The sequence below is a fragment of the Stenotrophomonas sp. 86428_Sma genome, assembly GCF_056481585.1.
In genome coordinates this window covers 4014202-4037491 of record NZ_CM151156.1, presented here as the reverse complement: position 1 = coordinate 4037491, position 23290 = coordinate 4014202, and the positions used below count along the sequence as shown (strand labels likewise).

Below are 23290 nucleotides of genomic sequence, written 5' to 3'. Positions count from 1 at the left end.
GCGGTACCGGTGGGCTCAGTCGCGGGCCGCGTTCCACTGCAGGTCGCCGCGCGGCCGATGCTGGTCACCGACGCGTCGAGTGTAGCCAACGCGATTGAAGAACTCCAAGATCTGGATGCTGCGTTTGCGGCCCAGGCCGATGGCATCGCGGAACGCTGCCGCATCCACCGTGCCGCTGGCCTGTGACAGCTGCGCGACGATAGCAGCGAGTTCCGCAATGCGCGCGGGTGAATAAAACAAGTCCGGTACCACCTGGAACAGTTCACCACGTGCGGCGGCGCGGCGCAGGACGGCGCGGACCTCGTCTTCGGCCAGTCCGGCGTCGGCTGCCAGGGTGCGCACCCACGGTGGATCGAAGCCACCGGCATGCAGTTGCGGCAGCACGCGTTCCAGCAGAAGGCGTTCGCGTTCCGGAGGCGCATGGTCATGGCCGGGCAGGCGCCACCATGCGCCCACGCGCTGCATCGTGCCATCGGCCAGCAGGTCCTGCAGCAGTGCATTCCAGAGGCTCGCTGCAAGCGAGGGCAGGGTACTGCGCTGCAGGCGCCCGCTGTCGACGCCGGGTTCGTCGGGGCGTCGCTCATGCCATCCACGCAGTGAGGTGATTACCTGCTCGCGCAGCGCCTGCCAGTGCGGTGCGAGGATGATCACCGTGTCATCGCGGGTAGCGATGCGTCGCGCGTCCTCGGGCAGGTCGATGCGGTCGGCGGCGCGTCGGCAATAGCGTTGCAACGCGGTGAGGGGAATGCCGGCAGGTGCCTGCTGCAGCAGCGGGCCGATTCCCGTGCCTGCGGCCAGTTGCTCCAGTGCTCCCAGCCACGCCAGACGCGCAGGGCTGCGCCGACGCCGCTGCGGAGGATCCGGATCGAGCACGACGCCACCGCCCAGTGTGTGGGTGGCTGCTGAATCACGGGCGATGAAACGATCGCCACACATCGCGCAGACTGGTGCATCGAACACCAGCTGCACCAACTGACCATCGCCGTGGTCGTGGTCTTCCAGCAGCACCACATGGGCCTGCCGGTGCATCGTGCCCCAGTGGATGTGCAGCGGTGACCAGTCGCGCAGTGGCGGCGCCAGTGCGGAAAGTCGCAGGCGCACGTCGACGCGGGTAGTGGCCAGCAGCGCGCGTGGATCGGCAATCCAGTCGCCACGGCGGATGTCGTCGCGGGCGATGGCGGCCAGGTTCAGCGCGCAGCGTTGCCCAGCCATCGCGTGCTCGCTGGCCTGGTTCTGCGCATGGATGCTGCGCACGCGCACGTCGGTGGCGGCTGGCATCAGCTGCAGATGCTCACCCACCGCGGCGATGCCGCCATGTACCGCGCCGGTCACCAGCGTGCCGTGGCCGGCCAGCGAGAACACGCGGTCCACCGGCATGCGGAACAGTTCGCTGCGCAGTTCGGCCTGGCGTGTGCTGGCATCGTCCGCCGCCCACGCGTGCAGCTGGGTACGCAGTGCGCTGATGCCGGCATCGTCGGGTGCGGTGCTGTTGCAGGCGAACAGAGGGGAATCCTGCAGCGGTGTCGCGGCCAGCAGCGCGGCAATCTCGATCTCGACCCGGGCGAGGCGCGCCGCATCCACACGGTCGATCTTGGTCAGCGCCACCGCACCACGATCCACGCCCAGCAGCTGCAGGATCGCCAGATGCTCGCGGGTCTGTGGCATCACGCCGTCGTCGGCAGCGATCACCAGCAGGGCGACATCGATACCCGTGGCGCCGGCCACCATCGTGTGCACGAAGCGCTCATGGCCTGGCACGTCGACGAAACCCAGCGTCGCAGCCGGGCCTTCGGCGTCCCTGCTTTCCACCGGGACATAGGCGTAGCCCAGTTCGATCGATATACCGCGCGTTCGCTCTTCCTGCAGGCGATCGGTTTCGATGCCGGTCAGTGCGCGTACCAGGCTGGTTTTGCCATGGTCGATATGCCCGGCGGTGCCGACGATCATGCCTGCAGCGTGCTCCACTGGGCGAGGAAGTCGGCTTCGTCGGCCGGTTCCAGGCAGCGCAGGTCCAGCCACAGCGCGTCATCGGCAATGCGGCCCAGCACGGGTCGCGGCAGCTGACGCAAGCGCTTGGCCAGGCGATCCAGTCCGCCACGGCGCGCGCTGGTAATGCGCAGTCCGGCGCTGGCCAGCTGCGCCTGTGGCTGGGCGCCGCTGCCGATCTGGCTCTGCATTGGTGACCGTTCAAGATCGTAGTCGGCCGCGAGCACGGAACGCATCGGCTGCAGCAGGCGCTGAGCCTGCACGTCGAGGTCCTCCTGCGTGCGTGACAGGGTGCGCAGGGTCGGCAGTCGCTGTGCCAGCAGCTCCGGCTCGCGGTACAGGGCCAGCACCGCTTCCAGTGCGGCCAGGCCCATCTTGTCCATGCGCAGTGCCCGCTTCAGCGGGTTGCGGTTGATCCGCGCGATCAGGTCGGCGCGGCCGGCGATGATGCCGGCCTGCGGACCACCCAGCAGCTTGTCGCCGCTGAACGAAACCAGATCTGCGCCGGCCGCCAGCGTTTCCTGCACGGTGGGCTCGTGCGGCAGGCCGAAGACCGCCAGATCGCACAGACTGCCGCTACCCAGGTCCACCACCAGCGGCAGGCCGTGCTCGTGCGCGATCGCGGCCATCGCCGCGGTGTCGACCTTGGCGGTGAAGCCGGTGATCGCGTAGTTGCTGGCGTGCACCTCCATCAGCAGCGCGGTGCGCGTGCCGATGGCATTGGCGAAGTCAGCCGGATGGGTACGGTTGGTGGTGCCGACTTCCAGAAGCCGCGCACCGGCACTGCGCATCACGTCGGGAATGCGGAAGGCGCCACCGATCTCCACCAGCTCGCCGCGTGACACCACCACGTCGCGGCGGTTGGCCAGGCTGTTGAGCAGCAGCAGGACCGCCGCCGCATTGTTGTTGACCACAGTGGCGGCTTCAGCGCCGGTCAGTTCGCAGATCAATGCCTGCACCCGTGCATCGCGGTCGCCGCGACGGCCGCGGCTGATGTCGAATTCAAGATCCACCGGCGCGGTCATCGCGCGGGTGACCGCGTGCACGGCGGCATCCGGCAGCAAGGCGCGGCCGAGATTGGTGTGCAGCACGGTGCCGGTCAGATTGAACATCGGCTGCAGATCCTGCCGTGCGTCAGCGGCCAGTGCGGCCTCGACTGCTGCCACCAGCGCCGGGCCGTCAACCGCTTCCTGCAGCTGCGTGGCCGAGAGCTGGCCGGCGCTGATACGGTCGCGCAGCGCCTTCAGGTGCGAACGCAGCAGCTGGGTGATACGGCTGCGGCCGTGGCCCTCGATCAGTGCTGCCAAGGCAGGCAGACGCAGCAACCGGTCCAGCGAGGGCAGGGCAGCGGCCGATGCCGGGGTGGGGGGCGTGGCAGTCATCGCCTCACTCGCCGTCGGATTGCCACAGCAGCGGATTCTGGCTGGCGCGCGCATACCCTTCCTCGCCCAGCAGCAGGTCCAGCGCCAGCGTGCCGAGGTCGTCGGCCACCGGCTCCAGCGACGGGTCTTTCTCCAGATACAGGATCTTGCGGTAGCTGTGGCAGTGGTCGCAGGTCTCGGCACGGACCGCGCTCTCGCGCACCGCCTCGCCGCTGTCGCCGTCCACATCGGCCAGGGCGCGATAGGCGATGTCCTTGCCGGCGGCACCACACTGGCTGCACTGCACGCGTACGTAGTGCCACTGGCAGGCACACAGCGAGCACGACAGGTAGCGGTAGGAGGCATAGGGCGGCCGCGCCTGCACCATGCTGACCACCGGCAGGGTGCCGCACAGCGGGCACAGCCCCGGTGCATCGGCCAGCGGCTTCAGCTCGGTGGGGCGGAAGCTGTCCGCAAGCACCGCCCAGTAGACCTGCAGCGCGTTCATCACCAGCAGCGCAGCCACCGCATCCACCGACGGCGCGTCATCACGCTCCAGTACCGCATGCGCCTGCGCATCCAGCCACCCGTCATCGGCAGCAGCAACGCGCTGCAGTTCCTGGCGGGTTTCCGCCGGCAGGCCGGCTTCTTCAGCGCAGTGCTGGCATAGCGTGCGCAGCCAGCCGCGCCAACAGCCATCCAGCTGAAGTGTGTTGGCCGGCCGCAACGGCATCCCGGCGCCGGCCGCCGCACTCGACTGCTGTGCACGCGCCTGTGCCTGAAGCTCCTCGCGTTGCGGCGGTGTCAGATCCTCCAGCAGCGCCTGCTGCGCATCGGCCAACGCCGCCAGCAGCTGCAGGTAACCACCGATGGCACTGTGTGCAGCCAGACTGCGCAGGCGGTCCGCACGTCCGGCAAACAGCGACGCGGTATCGGGCAGGATGATGCGCGGCACATCGCGCGAGGCCAGCGTCTCGATCTCACCGGGTTCAAGGATGCGTTGCGCCATGCAGGGCCAGCCAGAAGAACCAGGCTCCATCCTCGCCGTTGTCGTCGCTGGCGTCCAGCGTGTCGAGGCAAAGCAGTCGAGCATCGCTCGACTCTACAAAAGCCGGTTTCGATCATTGCCATGTTCATCGTGTCGACCAAGGTCGACACCCACCAAAAGCACCGCGGACCTGTCGAGGGCGACCGGACCCGCCCCGCCATTCCTCAGGAAACCCGCTCTTGACGTTGATGTTGACGTTGATCCAGCGGGTGCAGGGCCGCAGGCCCTGCCGCTACCCCTCTTCCCGCCGTCCGCGCAGGATGTCCCGGAACCACTGCCGGTGATGCTTGTACGCCCACCCGTAGGTCACCTTGCCCTGGGTCATCGCCCGCACCGAACCCTTGATCCAGATCGCCGCATAGATGTGCACCACGATCGCGCACACCAGCACCCAGCCGAACAACGCATGGGCGAGCACCGAGAAGCGGATCAGCCCGATCGGGAAGAAGTGGCTGAAGTACTGCCGCCAGATCACGAAGCCGGTCAGCAGCAGTGCCGACAGGCAACCAATGATCGCCCAGAACAGCAGTTTCTGGCCGGCATTGAAGCGGCCCACCGGCGGCAGCTTCTCATCCTCGTTGCGCAGTACATCGCGCATGCCGCGCATCCACTTGCCATCGTCGGCGGTCGGCAGATTGTCGCGCCACATGCGGAACGCCAGCAGCGCAAAGCCCACCACCATGGCCAGGCCGATGAACGGGTGCAGGATGCGCGTCCATGGCCCACCGCCAAACAACTGGGTCAGCGGGAACAGGGCAGGGTGGAACAATGCCAGCCCGGACAGCGCGGTCAATACGAAGCAGATCGCCACAATCCAGTGATTGATGCGGGTCGGCGCGCGGTAGCGGATGATCTGCCGCGGGTGCGGGGCGTACTTCATGGCCGCTGCTCCTCTTCGATCTTCTTCGCCTCGTGCTCGGCTTCCTCTTCTTCCTCGTCATTGACCGTGTTGCGGCCGATGCCGATGTAGTGCAGGAAGCCGGCGAAGGCGGTGGCGGCAATCGCAAGCACGCCCAGCGGCTTGGCGACGCCCTTCCAGACCTCCACCATCGGGCTGATACGCGGGTCCTTGGGCAGATCGGCGTAGAGCTCCGGCTTGTCCACGTGCTGCAGCACGTACATCACGTGGGTGCCGCCCACACCCTGCGGGTCGTACAGGCCGGCGTTCTCGTAGCCACGCGATTTCAGGTCCTCCACGCGGCCGGCGGCATGCTCGGTCATCGCCTGCTTGCTGCCGAAGGTGATCGCGCCGGTTGGGCAGGTCTTCACGCACGCCGGTTCCTGGCCCACCGCCACCCGGTCCGAACACAGCGTGCACTTGTAGGCCTTGTGGTCCTTCTTGGAAATGCGTGGCACATCGAACGGGCAGCCGGTCACGCAGTAGCCGCAGCCGATGCAGTTCTCTTCCTGGAAGTCGACGATGCCGTTGGCGTACTGGATGATCGCGCCCGGCGACGGGCAGGCCTTCAGGCAGCCCGGGTCGCTGCAGTGCATGCAGCCTTCCTTGCGGATCAGCCACTCCAGCTTGCCCTTCTCGTCCTCGTACTCGCGGAACTTCATCACCGTCCACGACTGTTCGCTCAGGTCGGGCGGGTTGTCATAGCTGCCGACGCAGCTGCCGACCTCGTCGCGCAGGTCGTTCCACTCCATGCAGGCGACCTGGCAGGCCTTGCAGCCGATGCACTTGCTCACATCGATCAGCTTGGCGACCTGGCCGGTGTGTGCGCCACGCGCCTCCGGCGAGGGTGTGGTGGTGGCCGAGCGGCGGATGATGTCCAGGGATTGCAGTGACATGGCGTGTCTCCTACACCTTCTCGACCTTGACCAGGATGCACTTCGATTCGGGCGTCTGCGAATTGCCGTCACCGATGGCGTTGGTCAGCGTATTGGCGATGTATCCGGGCTTGGCCGCACCCAGGAAGCCCCAGTGGATCGGCACGCCCACCTGGTGCACAGTTCTGCCATCAATCTGCAGGGCCTTGATGCGCTTGGTCACCATTGCCACCGCTTCGATGTGCCCGCGCTTGGAACTGACCCGCACGCGGCTGCCGTTGTTGATGCCCAGCTCGTCGGCCAACGCCGCGCCGATCTCAACGAACTGCTCGGGCTGGATGATGGCGTTGAGCTTGCCGTGCTTGGTCCAGAAGTGGAAATGCTCGGTCAGGCGATAGGTGGTGGCCACATGCGGGAACTCGTCCGGCGAACCGATCTGTGCGCGATCGCTGGCGAACACGCGTGCCGCCGGGTTGTTCAGCGTCAGTGCCTGCCCCGGGCTGAGCGGATTGCTGCGCAGCGGGGTATCGAACGGTTCGTAGTGCTCCGGGAACGGGCCCTCGGCCATGCCGGCCTTGGCGAAGAAGCGCGCGATGCCTTCCGGGTTCATGATGAACGGGCCCATGCCGCCGGCGGGATCTTCGTCCGCCTTGAAGTCCGGCACGTCCACGCTGCCCCAGTTCTTGCCGTTCCATGCCAGCAGCGTGCGGCGCGGATCGAACGGTTTGCCGGCCACGTCGCACGAGGCGCGGTTGTACATCACGCGGCGGTTGGCCGGCCACGCCCAGGCCCAGCCCAGCGTGTTGCCGATGCCGGTGGGGTCGCTGTTGTCACGCCGCGCCATCATGTTGCCGGTCGGGCCCCAGGCGCCGATGTAGATCCAGCAGCCGGAGGACGTGCTGCCGTCGTCGCGCAGGTCGCCGAATGCGGCCAGCTGCTCGCCGGCCTTGCGCACCAGCTTGGTCGGGTCCTTTGGATCGAACACATCGGCCAATGCCTTGCCGTTGTATTCCATCGCCAGTTCTTCCGGCGTCGGCAGTTCCGGGTTGGAGTACTTCCAGGCCAGGTCGCGCACCGGCTCCCACCACGCGCCACCGTCCTTCTCGTACATCGCCTTGATGCGATGGAACAGCTCGGACATGATCTCGATGTCGCTGCGCGCTTCGCCCGGCGGATTGGCCCCCTTCCAGTGCCACTGCAGCCAGCGCGAGGAGTTCACCACCGCGCCGTTCTCCTCGGCGAAGGAGGTGGTCGGCAGGCGGAATACTTCGGTCTGGATCGTGCTCGGGTCGACGTCGTTCAGTGCGCCATGGTTCTGCCAGAAGGCGATGGTCTCGGTTTCCAGCGGATCCATGCTGACCATGAATTTCAGCTTGGAGAACGCACTGATCAGCTTGCCCTTGTTCGGCGCCGAGGCCAGCGGGTTGAAGCCCTGGCAGATGTAGCCGTGGATCTTGCCCTCGTTCATCAGCTCGTACGCCTGCAGCATGTCGTACGGCTTGTCGAGCTTGGGCAGGTGGTCGAAGCACCAGTTGTTGTCGGGGGTGGCGGCGTCGCCCCACCACGACTTCATCAGGCTGACGTGGAACTTCGGGTAGTTCTGCCAGAACGACATCTGGTTGGCGCGCAGCGGCTTCTGCGTGCGCTTGGCGATGTAGGCGTCGTAGTCCTGCTCGTCCTGTTTCGGCAGCGTCAGGTAGCCGGGCAGCAGGTCGGACATCAGGCCGATGTCGGTCAGGCCCTGGATGTTGGAATGCCCGCGCAAGGCGTTCATGCCACCACCGGCCACGCCGATGTTGCCCAGCAGCAGCTGCACCATGGTGCCGGCGCGCACGTTCTGCGCACCCACCGAGTGCTGCGTCCAGCCCAGCGCGTACAGGATGGTCATCGCCTTGTCCTTGCCGGCGGTGGACGCGATCATCTCCCACACTTGGCGGATGCTGTCGGCGGGCGTGCCGCAGATGCGTTCGACCATCTCCACGGTGTAGCGCGCGTAGTGCTGCTTGAGCAGGGTGTAGACGCAGCGCGGGTCCTTCAGCGTCGGGTCGCTGCGCACGAAGCCATCGTCACCGTACGCGTAGTCCCAGCTGGAGCGGTCGTAGCCGCGCTTCTCTTCGTTGTAGCCCGAATACAGGCCGTCCTTGAAGGCGAATTCGTCCTTCACCAGGAACGACATGTCGGTGTAGTTCAGCACGTACTCGTGCTGGATGCGGTCCTCGGTCAACAGGTAGTTGATCAGGCCGCCCAGGAACACGATGTCGGTGCCGGTACGGATCGGCGCGTACACGTCGGCCACTGCGGCCGAGCGGTTGAAGCGCGGATCGACCACGATCAGCCGGGCCTTGTTGTGTGCCTTGGCCTCGGTCACCCATTTGAACCCGCACGGGTGTGCCTCGGCGGCATTGCCACCCATGATCAGGATCAGGTCGGCATTCTTGATGTCGACCCAGTGATTCGTCATCGCACCACGGCCTAGCGTCGGGGCAAGACCTGCCACCGTCGGGCCGTGTCAGACACGTGCCTGGTTGTCGAATGCCAACATGCCAAGGGAGCGCACGACCTTGTGGGTCAGCACCGCGGTTTCATTGCTGGTGGCCGAGGCGGCGAGCATGCCGGTGGTCAGCCAGCGGTTGACCGTCTGCCCGGCCTCGTTCTTCTGCACGAAGTTGGCATCGCGGTCTTCCTTCATCAGCCGCGCGATGCGGTCCAGCGCATCGTCCCAGCTCAGCCGCTTCCACTCGTTCGAGCCCGGCGCCCGGTACTCGGGGTAGAGCAGGCGCGACTTGCTGTGGATGATGTCGGCCAGGCCGGCACCCTTCGGGCACAGCGTGCCGCGGTTGACCGGGTGGTCCGGGTCGCCCTCGATATGGAAGATGCTCGGCTCGGCATTCTTGGCACCGTCGCCGAGGCTGTACATCAGGATGCCGCAGGCCACCGAACAGTACGTACAGGTGTTGCGGGTCTCGGTCGCGCGGGTCAGCTTGTACTGCCTGACCTCCGCGAGCGCGATGCCGGGCGCGAAGCCCATCAGTGCCAGACTGGAGCCGACCAGGGTTGTCCCGGTCACTTTCAGGAACTGGCGGCGGCTCATCGATGGCATGCCGTTCTCCTGGGATGGCGGGGAGGCGCAGGCCTCCGGGCTGTCGTTGGGTACGGCCCGGTTATAGCACAGGCCCCCGGATGCCCATGTGGCACAAGGCCCCGCGCCTGCCGGACGGGCGCGCAACGCGGCCGCTCTGGTAAAGTTGCGTGCCCGCCCCCCGGGGAAGCGTCTGCCGGGCCTGGTTCCAGGATGTTCCGCGCAGCCCCCGCCGTCCTGGCGCGATCCTCCGCGCCGGATCTGGAACACCGAGGAAAAATTTTGCGAAATCAACCCGTTGGATCCCCCGCATGAGCGCCCCGTCGAAGCCGTCGGACGCCGTTGCGCGCGGCACGCTGTACATCGTTGCCGCCCCTTCCGGCGCCGGCAAGAGCAGCATCGTCAATGCCACCCTGGCGCGTGACCCGCAGATCGCCCTGTCGATCTCCTTCACCTCGCGCGCGATGCGCCCGGGTGAAGTGAATGGTCAGCACTACCATTTCGTCTCTGCGGAGAAGTTCGAGGAAATGATCGCCGCCGGCGACTTCTTCGAGCATGCCTGGGTGCACGGCGACTGGAAGGGCACCGCCCGCCAGTCGGTGGAGCCGCAGCTCGCCGCCGGCCAGGACGTGCTGCTGGAAATCGACTGGCAGGGCGCGCAGCAGGTACGCCAGCTGGTGCCGGGCACGGTCACCGTGTTCATCCTGCCGCCGTCCAAGCAGGCCCTGCAGGACCGCATGCGCAAGCGCGGCCAGGACAGCGAGGCGGTCATCGCCCAGCGCCTGGGCGCAGCCCGTGACGAGATGCTGCACTTCAACGAGTTCGACTACGTCATCGTCAACGAGGTGTTCGACACCGCCGTGGACGAGCTGTGCGCCATCTTCACCGCCAGCCGCCTGCGCCGGGAGGCCCAGAAGGTCCGCCACGCAGGCCTGATCCAAGCCTTGTTGACCCCCGATCCGGGCGCAACTGACTGATTCCAAAAGAATCGGGTAGGGGTTGGCTTGATTTTGTCCAGCCCCTGCCAGTACACTCCGTCCCCTTTCCCTCATTCGACTGAGCGGCCGACCGGTCGCCGGGAGCCCGTATGGCCCGCATCACCGTAGAAGATTGCCTGGAAGTCGTTAACAACCGTTTCGAACTGGTCATGATGGCTTCCAAGCGTGCCCGCCAGCTCGCCAACGGCGTGCAGGCCACGCTGGACAACAGCGAGACCGAGGACAAGCCGACCGTGCTGGCGCTGCGCGAAATCGCCGCCCGCAAGATCGACAACGCGCTGATCGACGAAGTCGAGAAGGCCGAGCGTGAGCGCGCCGAGCGCGAAGCGCTGGAGTGGGCTGCCGCGGAAGTGGTCGCCGACGAAGACATGTCCAAGAACGACGATTGATCGCATCGATCAACGCAATCGTTGGATGTGCCGAACAGCCCGCCCCGTGCGGGCTGTTTCGCATTCAGGATTTGCCGTAAACGTCGCGCTGGAATAGGCTTCGGGCATGAACCCAGGCCCCACTGCCAAGGTCGCCGCAGCCCCCGCTGCCGCCGTACCCGACTACGTCCTCCAGCTTGAACGCGCCGCCCATTACCTGCCGCCGGAACAGCTGCCGCTGTTGCGCCGTGCCTGGGAAGTCGGAGCCGCCGCACACGCCGGGCAGACGCGCAAGTCGGGCGAGCCCTATATCACCCATCCGGTGGCCGTGGCACAGGTGCTGGCCGAGCTGGGCCTGGACGTGGAAGCGCTGATCGCCGCGATCCTGCACGACACCATCGAAGACACCCCGCTGACCCGTGAGGCGCTGGCTGCCGAGTTCGGCGAAGCCGTGGCCGAACTGGTCGACGGCGTGACCAAGCTGGACAAGCTGAAGTTCCGCGACCGCCAGGAAGCGGCCGCCGAGAGCTTCCGCAAGATGCTGCTGGCGATGTCGCGCGACCTGCGCGTGATCATGATCAAGCTGGCCGACCGCCTGCACAACATGCGCACGCTGGGCGCGCAGAGCCGCGAAGCGCGCGGCCGCATCGCCCGCGAGACGCTGGAGATCTATGCGCCCATCGCCCAGCGCCTGGGCATGAGCCTGTTCAAGAGCGAGCTGCAGAACCTCGGCTTCAAGGCGCTGTATCCGTGGCGCCACGCGATCCTGGAAAAGCACATCCGCAGCCAGCCGGTGGTCCGCCGTGAAGCGCTGGCGCAGGTGGAAGTGCAGCTGTCGCAGCGGTTGGCGAAGGAAGGCATCGAGCACCGCCTGGTCAGCCGCATCAAGACCCCGTGGAGCATCTACAACAAGATGCGCGACGAGAACAAAACCTTCGACCAGGTGATGGACGTGTTCGGCTTCCGCCTGGTGGTGCGCAGCGTGCCCAGCTGCTACCACGCGCTGGGTTCGGTGCATGCCACGTTCAAGCCGCTGGATGGGCGTTTCCGCGATTTCATCGCCATTCCCAAGGCCAACGGTTACCAGTCGCTGCATACGGTGCTGTTCGGGCCGTATGGTTCGCCCATCGAAGTGCAGATCCGCACCGAAGAGATGGACCTGATCGCCGAACGTGGCGTGGCCGCGCACTGGACCTACAAGTTCGGCGGCGATTCACCGAACAGCGCGCAGAGCCGCGCACACGCCTGGATCGTTGAACTGATCGACTCGCAGCGTGCCGCCGGTTCCTCGCTGGAGTTCCTCGACAACGTCAAGGTCGACCTGTTCCCGGACGAGGTCTACCTGTTCACCCCGAAGGGCAAGATCCTGGCCCTGCCGCGCAATTCCACCGCGCTGGACTTCGCCTACGCCGTGCATACCGACGTCGGCAACATGGCCGTGGCCTCGCGCGTGGACAAGAAGCTGGTGCCGTTGCGCACCAAGCTGGTGTCGGGCCAGTCGGTGGAGATCATCACCGCACGCTCGGCCACGCCGAAACCGCAGTGGCTGGAATTCGTGGTTACCAGCAAGGCGCGCACCGCCATCCGCCACCAGCTCAAGCAGCTGGAACACGAAGACGCCGTGCAGCTCGGCCACCGCATGCTGGACCGTGCGCTGGAAGCGATGGATTCCTCGTTGGAGCGGCTGCCGAAGGGGCGCCTGGATGCGTTCCTCGCCGAGCACCGCTTCCCGCGCCTGGAGGCGCTGCTGGCCGAGGTCGCACTGGGCAACTGGATGCCGACGCAGGCTGCACAGGCGCTGATGGCCTACGCCGAACTGCGTGGCGGCCCGCATTCGCGCCACCACTCGCAGGAAAAGATCCTGATCAACGGCAGCGAGCGCGGCGTGGTCACCTTCGCGGGCTGCTGCCAGCCGATTCCCGGCGACGAGATCATGGGCTACCACACCGCCGGCAAGGGCATCGTGGTGCACCGCATGGACTGCCCGAACCTGGCCGAGCTGCGCAAGTCGCCCGAGCGCTGGGTGCCGATCGGCTGGGACACCACTGTTTCCGGCGACTACGACACCTCGCTGGTGGTGGAAGTGGAGAACGGCACCGGCGTGCTGGCGCAGCTGGCCGCCGCCATCGCGCAGAGCCATTCCAACATCGAGCGCGTGGACTACCTGGACCGTGATTTCAACGCCGCCGTGCTGGCGTTCAACATCCAGGTGCGCGACCGCAACCATCTGGCCGAAGTGATGCGCCGCCTGCGCCGCCTGTCGGTCGTGCAGTCGGTACGCCGCCAGTAATGCGAACCCGGTAGTGCCGGCCGCTGGCCGGCAACTTCGCGGTGCTTCCGACGTTCATGGGTTTGCCGGCCAGCGGCCGGCACTACCGAAGCGGCGCGGTAGATCCACGCCATGCGTGGATGCGCCCCCACCCGGTACAATCACCGCTCTGTTTTCCCCCAAGCACCGGAGCGACCCATGTCCCGCCAGATCATCAACACCGAAAAGGCTCCCGCCGCCATCGGCCCGTACTCGCAGGCCGTGCGCGCCGGCAACACCGTGTACTTCTCCGGCCAGATCCCGCTCGACCCGGCTACCGGCGACGTCGTCGGCGCCGGTGACGTCGAAGCGCAGGCCCGCCGCGCCTTCGACAACCTCAAGGCCGTGGCCGAAGCCGCTGGCGGCTCGCTGGACAAGGTCGTGCGCCTGGGCCTGTACCTGACCGACCTGGGCGAGTTCGCCAAGGTCAATGCGGTCATGCAGGACTACTTCCAGGCCCCGTACCCGGCCCGTTCCACCATCGAAGTTTCCGGCCTGCCGAAGGGCGCCAACTTCGAGGTCGACGCGGTGATGGTCATCGACTGACCGCCACGTGGCACGCAAGGCGGCGGTCACCCCGGTCCTGTCACCGTCCGGCGAAGCATCCCTGGCGATGCTCGCCGGCGTCGGTCCGGCCGTGGCCGCCAAACTGCAGGCGCATGGCCTGGCCACCCTGCAGGATCTCTGGCTTCATCTGCCGCTGCGCTATGAAGACCGGACCCGGCTGACCCGCATCGAAGACCTGCGCAACGGCGTACCGGCGCAGGTGGAAGGGCGGGTGGTCGCGGTCGAGCGCGGCATGCGCTACCGGCCGATGCTGAAAGTGGCGGTGGAAGACGAAGGGCAGGGCACCCTGGTGCTGCGCTTCTTCCACTTCCGCCAGCAGCAGGTCGGCCAGTTCGCGGTCGGCAACCGGCTGCGCTGCTTCGGCACGCCCAAACCCGGCCACCTCGGCCTGGAAATCGTCCACCCCAGCTACCAGGTGCTGGGCCGCAATGACGATCCCGAACTCGGCGACCGCCTCGACCCGGTGTATCCCACCGTGGAAGGCGTTGGCCCGATGACCATGCGCAAGCTGATCGGCCAGGCGCTGGACCGCCTGCCCGAGGAAAGCACGCTGGAACTGCTGCCCAGCGGCTGGCTGGATGGCCTCGGCCTGCCGTCACTGCGCAGCGCGCTGCTGACCGTGCACCGGCCGCCGCCGGATGCCGATCTAGCCGCGCTGGCCGCAGGCACCCATCCGGCGCAGCGTCGTCTGGCAATGGAAGAGCTGCTGGCCCATCACCTCAGCCTGCGCCGCCAGCGTATTGCCTTGCAGGCGCACCATGCGCCGCCGCTGGCCGGTCCCGGCAAGCTGGCCAAGGCGCTGCTGAAGCAGCTGCCGTTCGCGCTGACCGGCGCCCAGGCGCGCGTGTTCAAGCAGATCCGCGAAGACCTCGCGCGGCCCAGCCCGATGCTGCGGCTTGTGCAGGGCGACGTCGGCTCCGGCAAGACCGTGGTCGCCGCGCTGGCGGCGATGCTGGCGGTCGAGCAGGGTAAGCAGGTCGCATTGGCAGCGCCCACCGAGCTGCTGGCCGAGCAGCATCTCAACAACCTGCGCGGCTGGCTGGAACCGCTGGGCGTGCGCATCGCCTGGCTGGCCGGCAAGGTCACCGGCAAGGCGCGCGCCAAGGTGATGGAGCAGGTCGCCAACGGCGAGGCGCAGGTGGTGGTCGGCACCCACGCGCTGATGCAGGAGGCGGTGGTATTCCAGGATTTGGCCCTGGCCATCGTCGACGAACAGCACCGCTTCGGCGTGCACCAGCGGCTGGCCCTGCGCGACAAGGGCGCGGGCGGCAACAGCGTGCCGCACCAGCTGGTGATGACTGCCACGCCGATTCCACGCACGCTGGCGATGTCCGAATACGCGGATCTGGATGTGTCGGCCATTGACGAACTGCCGCCGGGCCGCACGCCGGTGCAGACCGTCGCACTCAACAACGATCGTCGTCCCGAGCTGATCGAGCGGATCGCGCTGGCCTGCCAGGAAGGGCGGCAGGTGTACTGGGTGTGCACGCTCATCGAGGAAAGCGAAGAGCTCGACGCCACCCCGGCGCAGGCCACCTACGAATCGCTGCAGGCGCTGCTGCCGGGCGTGCGCGTGGGGCTGGTGCATGGCCGTCTGAAGGCCGCCGAGAAGCTGGCGACGATGGTGGCGTTCAAGGCCGGTGAGATCGACCTGCTGGTGGCGACCACGGTCATCGAAGTGGGCGTGGACGTACCGAACGCTTCGCTGATGGTGATCGAGAATGCCGAGCGCCTCGGCCTGGCCCAGCTGCACCAGCTGCGCGGCCGCGTCGGTCGTGGTTCAGCGGTATCGCGTTGCGTGCTGCTGTACCAGGCGCCGCTTTCGCAGATGGCGCGCGAGCGCCTGCAGACCATGCGCGAAACCAATGATGGGTTCGTCATCGCCGAGAAGGATCTGGAGCTGCGTGGCCCCGGTGAACTGCTCGGTACCCGCCAGACCGGCCTGGCTGGCTTCCGCATCGCCGATCTTGCGCGCGATGCCGGCCTGCTGCCCGGCGTGCATGACCTGGCCGAGCGCCTGCTGGACCAGCAACCCGCGCTGGCCGATCGCGTGGTGCAACGCTGGATCGGCACCGCCGTGCGTTACGCCTCGGCGTAATGCCGCATTGGTGGGTGTGGACCCTGGTCCACACATCCACGCATGGCGTGGATCTACTGCGCGCCGCGCGCGTGAGTCGAGCATGGCTCGACTCTACAGACAGCGCTTTCGATCACCTTCCCGTCATCCCCGCATGGCGTAGATCTACAGCGCCAAACGTTCCGACAGACCGGGTAGCACGAGATACTCGGACGCCTTCCCGACGCGCTCTTTGCTGACAAGCCCGGAAGCCACCAATCCGTTCAGATCCTTCAACGCGGTCGGATAGGTAATGGTGTGTGCCGCCTGGTGGCTGGCGACGGTGTAGGTCCGGTCAGGATCCTTCAGCGCGTTGGCCAGCAACGCGCGCTGACGATGATTGAGAGGCACACCGCCAAGCCGGGCGGTTCGCAGCACGCGTCGCGCTGCCTGATCCTCCGCATGCTTCCTGGCGATGTAGGCATGCAAACCCTGGATCGATTGCTCAATCGCCTCCAGTTGTTGCGCCACGAAGTAGCCAAGATCCCGGTTGTCGCTTTCGGTGTAGAGGTAGGCCCGCATGTACTTGCCTGGGGACTTCTTCAACACGCTGGAAATGGAGAAGTACTCGGTCATCCAATATCCGGCATTCATCATCGCCCAGTAGAACAGTGCGCGTGCCGTACGGCCATTGCCATCCACGAAAGGATGGTCATAGCCAATCTGGAAATGCAGTGCGATGGCTTTGGCGACAGGATGGATGAACGGTGTGCTTTCCTCATTGATGAACGTGCACAGCCGCTCGATCCGTGCGGGCACTTCCTCGGCCGGAGGAGGGATGTGCAGCAGCGTAGGTGGTGAGCCGCGATCGAAGATCGCAACGTTGTCTTCGGCGGTTCTGAAACGCCCGCTGTCGGTTGGAAGCTCCAGCGTGCCGTCGGTGAGGATGCTGTGCAGCTCCAGAATCTCGCCGGGAGTGATCGGGCGTATGCCGCGCTCGCGGATCACGTTCATTGCCACGTAGTTGTTGTAGATCATGCGCTCGGACTGGTCGCGCGGCGCACGGCCTGTGCTCAGCATTTCCTTTGCCACCGCCCGCGTGGTCGAGGCGCCCTCCAGCTGCGATGAGGTCATCGCTTCCTCGATCAGCGAGCGGATCAGGAACCGTCCTTGGCCGCTGGCAGCATCCACACCCTTCACCGAGCCTGCGGCCTCCCGATCAATGTAGTGCAGGTGCCGCTGCATTGAATCGGTAAGTGCCAGCTTGAAGGGTTGCTGCGTCTTGTCCAGCAACAGCGGTAGCGGCTTCAGCAATGCTGCGCGCGTCCACGTGATGCCCAGCCACCACTGCTCCGCGTTCAGGCCCGCCGGTGGCGCTCTGTGGCGGACTTTGTCCCAGTGCTCATAGGCGCCGTTCACCTCGGGCCCGATCCGGGCGTCCAGGATGGTACCGAGGGTCTCCATGTACTTCCGGGTGAGGGTTGCCAGATCGGGAGCTGGCGCGGGCAGCTTCATGGTTGTTTTCTATAAAATGTTCAACACTTTTTATAGCAAATGATGTTGGGCGCTCCAAGCGACCCGAACTAGAATCTGTTCATGTTCGTGAGTGCGTTGGGCGGGGGCGTTGGTGGGGGCAACGGATCCAACCCTCTCCACTACATCTTTGCCGCCGGGGCAGACCGGTATTGCAACGGTCATCATCCCGGTCCACACTTCGTTGCCGATCTGAAGACGGCAACGATGACCCACAAGATCCCCCTGTTGATCGACACCGACCCCGGTGTGGACGACGCCCTGGCCCTGCTGATGGCCTTTGCCGATGAACGGCATGACGTGGTCGCCCTGACCATCGCCGCCGGCAATGTCGGCCTGCAGTACACCGTCCGCAACGCCCTCAAGCTCTGCGACATCGTCGGCCGCGCCGACGTACCGGTGTTTGCCGGCAGCCCGGATCCCCTGCTGCATCCCTCCGTTGACGCCGCCCACGTGCATGGCCGTGACGGCTACGGCGACGTGGACCTGCCGCCGCCGAGCCGCCAGGCTGAAGCCGAGCACGCCGCACTGGCCATCCTGCGCCTGTCGCACGAGCACGCCGGTGAACTGATGCTGGTGATGCTTGGCCCGCTGACCAACCTGGCCCTGGCACTGAAGCTGGACCCGACCCTTCCCGAGCGCATCAAGCGCATCGTGGTGATGGGCGGTGCGGTCACCTGCCACGGCAACATCACCCCGGCGGCCGAATTCAACATCGCGTTCGATCCGGAAGCGGCGCACGTGGTGTTCACTTCGTTCAAGCACCTGCTGGTGTCGGACTGGGAGGCCACCGTTGCCCATGGCCTGCCGCTGCAGGATGCTGAAAAGTGGCTGCAGGCTGATTCCGATCGCGCCCGTTTCTACGAGCTGATCTCGCGCAAGACCCGTGGCCTGTCCGAGGACAGCAAGGGTGGCCGCTGGTATACCGCCGATGCGGTCGCCATGGCCTGGGCGCTGAACCCGGAAGGGCAGCTGCAGGTCGAATCGCGGCCGCTGAACGTGGAGCTGAACGGTACGTTCAGCCGCGGCGCCACCATCGTCGACTGGAACCGCCAGACCGGCCAGCCGGACAACTGCGATCTGCTGATGGCCTACGACCAGCAGCGTTTCGAGGCCCTGGTGCGCCAGGCCCTGGGCGCGGACTGAAGTCTGTTGACCCGCACCGGTTGCCCCGAGCGGCAACCGGTGCTTATAATGCCGCTCTTGACCACCAGCCCATTTACGGTGTGAGCCCATGAAGGCCGATATCCATCCGAACTACCGCGACGTCGTCTTCCATGACGTCACCTCCGATTTCAAGATCCTGACCCGCTCGACCATGGCGACGAAGGAAACCATCAAGTGGGAAGACGGCAACGAATACCCGCTGGTCAAGGTTGAAATTTCCTCTGCTTCGCACCCGTTCTACACGGGCAAGCACAAGGTCATCGACACCTCGGGCCGTATCGACAAGTTCCAGAAGCGCTACGCGCGCTGATCTGTCGATCCAGCTTCGAACCGACGGCCGCGCTCTGCGCGGCCGTTTGTTTTTCCCCAACGCCAACCCAACGGGCGTTTGGATGGACGGAACACTGCGTTCGGATGACAACGCTTTTGCCGATCCGGGCCGCTCAACGGCCGGCGTCTGGCCGCCTGTCGTATACGACTTCTGTCTAGCGCCGGGCAAATGCTGCTGTGCGATAATGGCGTGATCCCCGGCACAGGCCGAGGACGTCATTCACGTGCCTGACCAATGCGCTTGGGCAGGCGCCTTCCCATGAAGGAGCGCACACAGTGTCCGATCTTGATCAGGTCACGCTCAACGCCGGCGATAAGTCGGTCGTTCTGCCCGTCATCAAACCCACCCTTGGCAACGACTGCGTCGACATCGCGAAGCTGACCAAGGAAACGGGGTATTTCACCTACGATTCCGGCTTCACCGCGACGGCCAGCTGCAAGTCCGCCATCACCTACATCGACGGCGACAAGGGCGTGCTGCTGTACCGCGGCTACCCGATCGAACAGCTGTCGGAAAAGTCGAGCTACGTCGAAGTGGCCTACCTGCTGATCAACGGCGAGCGCCCGAGCGCCGAGCAGCTGAAGGCCTTCACCGACGAGCTGGCGGCTGAAGCCAACGTCGATGAGTCGATCAACACCCTGATCGGCAGCTTCGCCAAGGATGCACATCCGATGGCCATCCTGACCGCCGCCATCGCGCAGCTGTCGGGCATCTACCACGCCTCGCTGGACCTGTCCGACGCCGAACAGCGCCGCCAGGCCGCTGTGCGCCTGATCGCCAAGGTGCCGACCCTGTCGGCGCTGATCTACCGCCACGGCAAGGGCCTGCCGGCCAACAAGCCGGACACCTCGCTGGACTACGTCAGCCGCTTCCTGAAGCAGACCTTCGAGTCGGCTGATGGCCAGTACGATCTGAACCCGGACGTGGTCAAGGCGCTGGACCTGCTGTTCATCCTGCACGCCGACCACGAGCAGAACGCCTCGACCTCGACCGTGCGCCTGGTCGGCTCGACCGGTGCCAACCCGTACGCGTCGGTTGCCGCTGGCGTCACCGCGCTGTGGGGTCCGGCCCACGGCGGTGCCAACGAAGCCGTGCTGAAGATGCTGGAAGAGATCGGCAGCGCCGACAACGTCGAGTCCGCCGTGGTCAAGGCCAAGGACAAGACCTCCGGCTTCCGCCTGATGGGCTTCGGCCACCGCGTCTACAAGAACTTCGATCCGCGCGCCAAGGTCATCGGCGAGATGACCAGCAAGGTGCTCAAGCAGCTGGGCGTGCAGGATCCGCTGCTGGACGTGGCCGTGAAGCTGGAACAGGCCGCGCTGCAGGACGAGTACTTCGTTGCCCGCAAGCTGTACCCGAACGTCGATTTCTACAGCGGCATCATCTACAAGGCGCTGCAGATCCCGACCGAGATGTTCACCGTCATGTTCGCCCTGGGCCGTACCTCCGGCTGGGTCTCGCATTGGCTGGAACAGCAGGTTGATCCGGAAATGAAGATCGGCCGTCCGCGCCAGGTCTACACCGGCAGCGACGTGCGCGACTACCAGGGCTGATCGCCCGCGTAGATTGTGCCGAGAACGCCCCGCATCCGCGGGGCGTTTTTTTTTGCTTCGGCTCTGGTAGCTGCCAACCTTGGTTGGCACGCTTTCGACACTCGTGAAAAATCATCCACGCATGGCGTGGATCTACTTTGTCCTCGCCCTTGGTTGGCACGCTTCCCCATCCACGCATGGCATGGATCTACCGCGTTCCCGCTTTTTGGTAGGTGCCAACCTTGGTTGGCACGCTCTTCACCGCGCCAAGACCGCGTGATTCAAGGGTCTCGCCAGCTTCACAAGCGCTCGCGCAGCCTCAGGACGCCAGCTGCACCCGCAGCATCTGATCCGGAGCGTCCGTCCCATGAGTACCCGATTCGACCCACCCGAGCGCGGCCCGCTCGGCCCTGACGTCGGCACTGTCGTCGCCGCCCCCATCGTCGCCCCGCCAAGCGAAAGCGCCGTGTCCTGGGGGGCAATCTTCGCCGGTGCCGCCGCCGCCGCCGCGTTGTCCCTCATCCTGCTGATTCTCGGCGTGGGCCTGGGGCTGTCCTCGGTGTCGCCGTGGTCGTTCGAAGGCGTCAGCAAGGAAACCTTCGGTTGGTCCAGCATCATCTGGCTCACCTTCACCGCGCTGGCGGCTTCCGGTCTGGGTGGCTATCTGGCAGGACGCCTGCGTACCAAGTGGACGCAGATCCACGGCGACGAAACCTACTTCCGCGATACCGCACATGGCTTCGTGTCGTGGGCGGTGGCCACGCTGCTCACCGCCGGTCTGCTCACCTCGGCCATCGGCGGCGTACTCGGCACGGGCGCGAAAGTGGCCGGTGCCACTGCAGGCGCCGCTGCCTCCACGGCAGGCGTTGCCGCCGCGAGTGCCGGTAGCGCCGCCGCGGCTGCGCCGGAAGGCGACCTCAACTACTGGGTGGACTCGCTGTTCCGCAGCGCCACCAGCGCAGGGCCGTCTGATCCTGCAACGCCGCCTCCGCCGGGTGCGCCGATGGATCCGAATGCGGCCCCGCCGCCGCCGGTCGCAAGCGTCGGCCCGCGCGACGCGCGCTTGGCCGCACCGCCGCGTCCGATGCCGGGCAATGGCCCGGTGGCTGACCGCCGTGAAGTGCGTGCCGAGGTGAATCGCATCATCGTCAACAGTCTGCAGGGAGATGGCCTGGATCCGGCCGACACCCAGTACCTGTCCCAGCTGATCGCGCGCGAGACCGGCATGAGTCAGGCCGAAGCGCAGGCGCGCGTGACCGATGTGCAGACGCGCATGCGTGCTGCGCTGGAGAAGGCCAAGAACACTGCCAAGCAGGCGGCCGACGATGCCCGCAAGGCAGCAGCGTATGCCGCGCTGTGGCTGTTCATCACGCTGCTGATCGGCGCGTTCTTCGCCAGCCTCAGCGCCACCTGGGGCGGCCGCCGTCGCGACCTGTAACCCCCGTTCCATGCAAGGAGACCTGCCATGAAAATGATTCTGCTCTGGTTGTTGGGCGTACCGATTCCGCTGCTGATCCTGTACGCGATCTTCTTCTGATCACGCGCCAACGCGAAGTCCACGCATGCGTGGATGGGTATTTGTAGAGTCGAGCCGTGCTCGACTCTACAAAACCTTGCTTCAGGATCTGAACGAATTCTGACACTGAATGTCGCTTTCACATCTTTTCGGATCTATTGCATAGGCATCACATCCGGGGCGATAGAACCTGAGGGCACTTACTCAGCCATGGAGAACGCCATGAATCGACTGCTTGCCATTGCCCTCATCGCCACGCCGCTGGCCCTGTTGAGCCCGCACGCATCCGCGCAGTACACCGGCCCGGGTGCGGGCACCGCTGCCAGCTCCGTGGCCGATGCGCGCGCCCAGCGCGACGACCACCCGGTGGTGCTGCGTGGCACCCTGGTCGCCAAGCTTGGCCACGAGCGTTACCAGTTCCGCGATGCCAGTGGCCAGATCGAAGTGGAGATCGATGACGAAGACCTGCCACCGCAGACCATTGGTGCGGACACCGTGGTGGAACTGCATGGCAAGGTCGACACGCATCGGTTCAAGCCGACCGACATCGATGTTGATCGCGTCACCGTGGTGCCCGCAGGCTGAGGCTCACGCGCACAGCGCGAACAGCAGTCGAGCATGGCTCGACTCTACAAAAGCAAGGCAATGAGATTTGTTGCATTCAACGCATGAGGGAAATTGCATAGCCAGGGCCGGTAGATCCACGCCATGCGTGGATGGCCCACTGTAGAGTCGAGGCAATGGGGTTTGTTGTATTCAACGCGTGAGGGAAGTTGCATAACCTTGTCTGTAGATCCACGCCATGCGTGGATGAACCACTGTAGAGTCGAGCCATGCTCGACTCGCACGCACAGCGCGAACAGCAGTCGAGCATGGCTCGACTCTACAAAGGCAAGGCAATGAGGCTTTTTGCATTTACCGAATGAGGGAAATTGCATAAGCCTGGAACGTTGAACTAATTCAAAGATTCTTCTTAACGCTCAACGTTTTAGGAATGCTTGAATGGCCTGCAGGACAATGGGTTTCTAACATTCTCTCCGTCGCCCGCAACCACCTCTGCGGGCGGCGCCTCCCTCCCTTTCTCCTTAGGGGAGGGGGGCTTTCTCATTCCCCCTTGTCCGAGAGAGACAACCCATGCACGCCATTCTCAAGAAGGCCGCGCTCGCTGCAGCGCTGGCCACGGCTTCGCTGTCCGCGCACGCCGTGGAAACCAAGATCTCCGTCTACGCCGACGTCGACCCGACCCTGGCCCTGCTGCGTGATGATGGCAGCGCGCTGCCGGATCTGGTCACCCTGACCCACGACCCGATGCGTGGTCTGCTGCCGAACACCCAGCGCGTTCGTATCCACTCCAACGATCAGACTGCCGATATCGAGGCAAAGATCGGCGGCGCGTTCGTGTTGGTCAGCGGCGATGGCAAGGTCACTGAGGCGATGACGGTCAGCCTCAACAGCCGCACGCTGGCGGTGACCCCGATTGAGTTCAAGGCCGCCGATCTGTTCACCGGCGCAGGTGCCACCCCGGGTGCTTCGATCTCGATGCCGCTGACCATCGCCCAGGCCACCCCGAAGCCGATCGCCACCAAGGGCACGTACACCGGCGTCGTCAACATCGTGCTGAACCAGAAAGCCGCCGCGCCGTAATCCCCGCGCCGGCCCGCACGCCG

18 protein-coding genes are annotated in these 23290 nt (G+C 65.7%); 11 read left to right on the top strand and 7 right to left on the bottom strand.

Annotation, left to right across the window (positions count from 1 at the left end):
- Positions 1 to 15: 15 nt before the first annotated feature.
- From selB to fdnG, 6 genes are all read right to left on the bottom strand, one after another.
- Positions 16 to 1947 (bottom strand): selenocysteine-specific translation elongation factor, encoded by a 1932-nt coding sequence (gene selB / locus ACZK3J_RS18535; RefSeq protein WP_049461753.1) that lies wholly within the window; start codon positions 1945 to 1947, stop codon positions 16 to 18.
- On the bottom strand, positions 1944 to 3368 hold the full coding sequence (gene selA, locus ACZK3J_RS18530; RefSeq protein WP_049461731.1) for an L-seryl-tRNA(Sec) selenium transferase: 1425 nt from the start codon (positions 3366 to 3368) through the stop codon (positions 1944 to 1946). The genes selB and selA overlap by 4 nt, the downstream gene beginning before the upstream one ends.
- A gap of 4 nt (positions 3369 to 3372) precedes the next feature.
- Positions 3373 to 4356, bottom strand: a complete 984-nt coding sequence (fdhE, locus tag ACZK3J_RS18525; protein WP_049461732.1) for a formate dehydrogenase accessory protein FdhE — start codon at positions 4354 to 4356, stop codon at positions 3373 to 3375.
- Between the two features lie 271 nt (positions 4357 to 4627).
- The gene (locus tag ACZK3J_RS18520; protein WP_049461733.1) at positions 4628 to 5275 is read right to left on the bottom strand and encodes a formate dehydrogenase subunit gamma; all 648 of its coding nucleotides are present in this window, start codon (positions 5273 to 5275) and stop codon (positions 4628 to 4630) included.
- Positions 5272 to 6189 carry a formate dehydrogenase subunit beta gene (gene fdxH, locus ACZK3J_RS18515; protein WP_012481154.1) on the bottom strand — a complete coding sequence of 306 codons (918 nt, stop codon included), beginning with the start codon at positions 6187 to 6189 and terminating at the stop codon, positions 5272 to 5274. Before fdxH ends, ACZK3J_RS18520 begins: the two co-directional genes overlap by 4 nt.
- Before the next feature lie 10 nt (positions 6190 to 6199).
- Positions 6200 to 9268, bottom strand: coding sequence for a formate dehydrogenase-N subunit alpha (gene fdnG / locus ACZK3J_RS18510; protein ID WP_478476152.1), 3069 nt, complete (start codon positions 9266 to 9268; stop codon positions 6200 to 6202).
- Positions 9269 to 9558: 290 nt separating this feature from the next.
- Here fdnG and gmk point away from each other — a divergent pair, with 290 nt between their 5' ends.
- From gmk to recG, 5 genes are all read left to right on the top strand, one after another.
- Positions 9559 to 10224 (top strand): guanylate kinase, encoded by a 666-nt coding sequence (gene gmk, locus ACZK3J_RS18505; protein ID WP_014038334.1) that lies wholly within the window; start codon positions 9559 to 9561, stop codon positions 10222 to 10224.
- A gap of 110 nt (positions 10225 to 10334) precedes the next feature.
- Entirely contained in the window at positions 10335 to 10634 is a 300-nt protein-coding gene (rpoZ, locus tag ACZK3J_RS18500; protein WP_005410877.1) for a DNA-directed RNA polymerase subunit omega, read from the top strand.
- Between the two features lie 106 nt (positions 10635 to 10740).
- The gene (locus ACZK3J_RS18495) at positions 10741 to 12903 is read left to right on the top strand and encodes a RelA/SpoT family protein (protein ID WP_478476151.1); all 2163 of its coding nucleotides are present in this window, start codon (positions 10741 to 10743) and stop codon (positions 12901 to 12903) included.
- A 177-nt stretch (positions 12904 to 13080) separates the two neighbouring features.
- Positions 13081 to 13467: a RidA family protein gene (locus ACZK3J_RS18490; protein ID WP_049461736.1), complete on the top strand. Its 387-nt coding sequence runs from the start codon at positions 13081 to 13083 to the stop codon at positions 13465 to 13467.
- A 7-nt stretch (positions 13468 to 13474) separates the two neighbouring features.
- Positions 13475 to 15586, top strand: coding sequence for an ATP-dependent DNA helicase RecG (recG, locus tag ACZK3J_RS18485; protein ID WP_134951129.1), 2112 nt, complete (start codon positions 13475 to 13477; stop codon positions 15584 to 15586).
- 144 nt (positions 15587 to 15730) lie between these two features.
- Here the strand turns inward: recG and ACZK3J_RS18480 are convergent, their stop codons facing one another.
- The gene (locus ACZK3J_RS18480; RefSeq protein WP_065427838.1) at positions 15731 to 17059 is read right to left on the bottom strand and encodes a Fic family protein; all 1329 of its coding nucleotides are present in this window, start codon (positions 17057 to 17059) and stop codon (positions 15731 to 15733) included.
- A gap of 225 nt (positions 17060 to 17284) precedes the next feature.
- Here ACZK3J_RS18480 and ACZK3J_RS18475 point away from each other — a divergent pair, with 225 nt between their 5' ends.
- From ACZK3J_RS18475 to ACZK3J_RS18450, 6 genes are all read left to right on the top strand, one after another.
- Complete coding sequence (locus ACZK3J_RS18475) at positions 17285 to 18223, top strand: nucleoside hydrolase (RefSeq protein ID WP_032127836.1); 939 nt, start codon at positions 17285 to 17287, stop codon at positions 18221 to 18223.
- Between the two features lie 88 nt (positions 18224 to 18311).
- Positions 18312 to 18554 (top strand): type B 50S ribosomal protein L31, encoded by a 243-nt coding sequence (locus tag ACZK3J_RS18470; protein ID WP_032127837.1) that lies wholly within the window; start codon positions 18312 to 18314, stop codon positions 18552 to 18554.
- A gap of 296 nt (positions 18555 to 18850) precedes the next feature.
- On the top strand, positions 18851 to 20128 hold the full coding sequence (locus ACZK3J_RS18465) for a citrate synthase (RefSeq protein WP_032127838.1): 1278 nt from the start codon (positions 18851 to 18853) through the stop codon (positions 20126 to 20128).
- Positions 20129 to 20474: 346 nt separating this feature from the next.
- A complete protein-coding gene (locus ACZK3J_RS18460) occupies positions 20475 to 21545 on the top strand; it encodes a hypothetical protein (protein WP_049461739.1) in 1071 nt (356 codons plus the stop codon).
- Between the two features lie 300 nt (positions 21546 to 21845).
- Positions 21846 to 22208 carry a NirD/YgiW/YdeI family stress tolerance protein gene (locus tag ACZK3J_RS18455; protein ID WP_049461740.1) on the top strand — a complete coding sequence of 121 codons (363 nt, stop codon included), beginning with the start codon at positions 21846 to 21848 and terminating at the stop codon, positions 22206 to 22208.
- Positions 22209 to 22757: 549 nt separating this feature from the next.
- On the top strand, positions 22758 to 23267 hold the full coding sequence (locus ACZK3J_RS18450) for a CS1 type fimbrial major subunit (protein WP_478476150.1): 510 nt from the start codon (positions 22758 to 22760) through the stop codon (positions 23265 to 23267).
- The last annotated feature ends 23 nt before the right edge of the window (positions 23268 to 23290 follow it).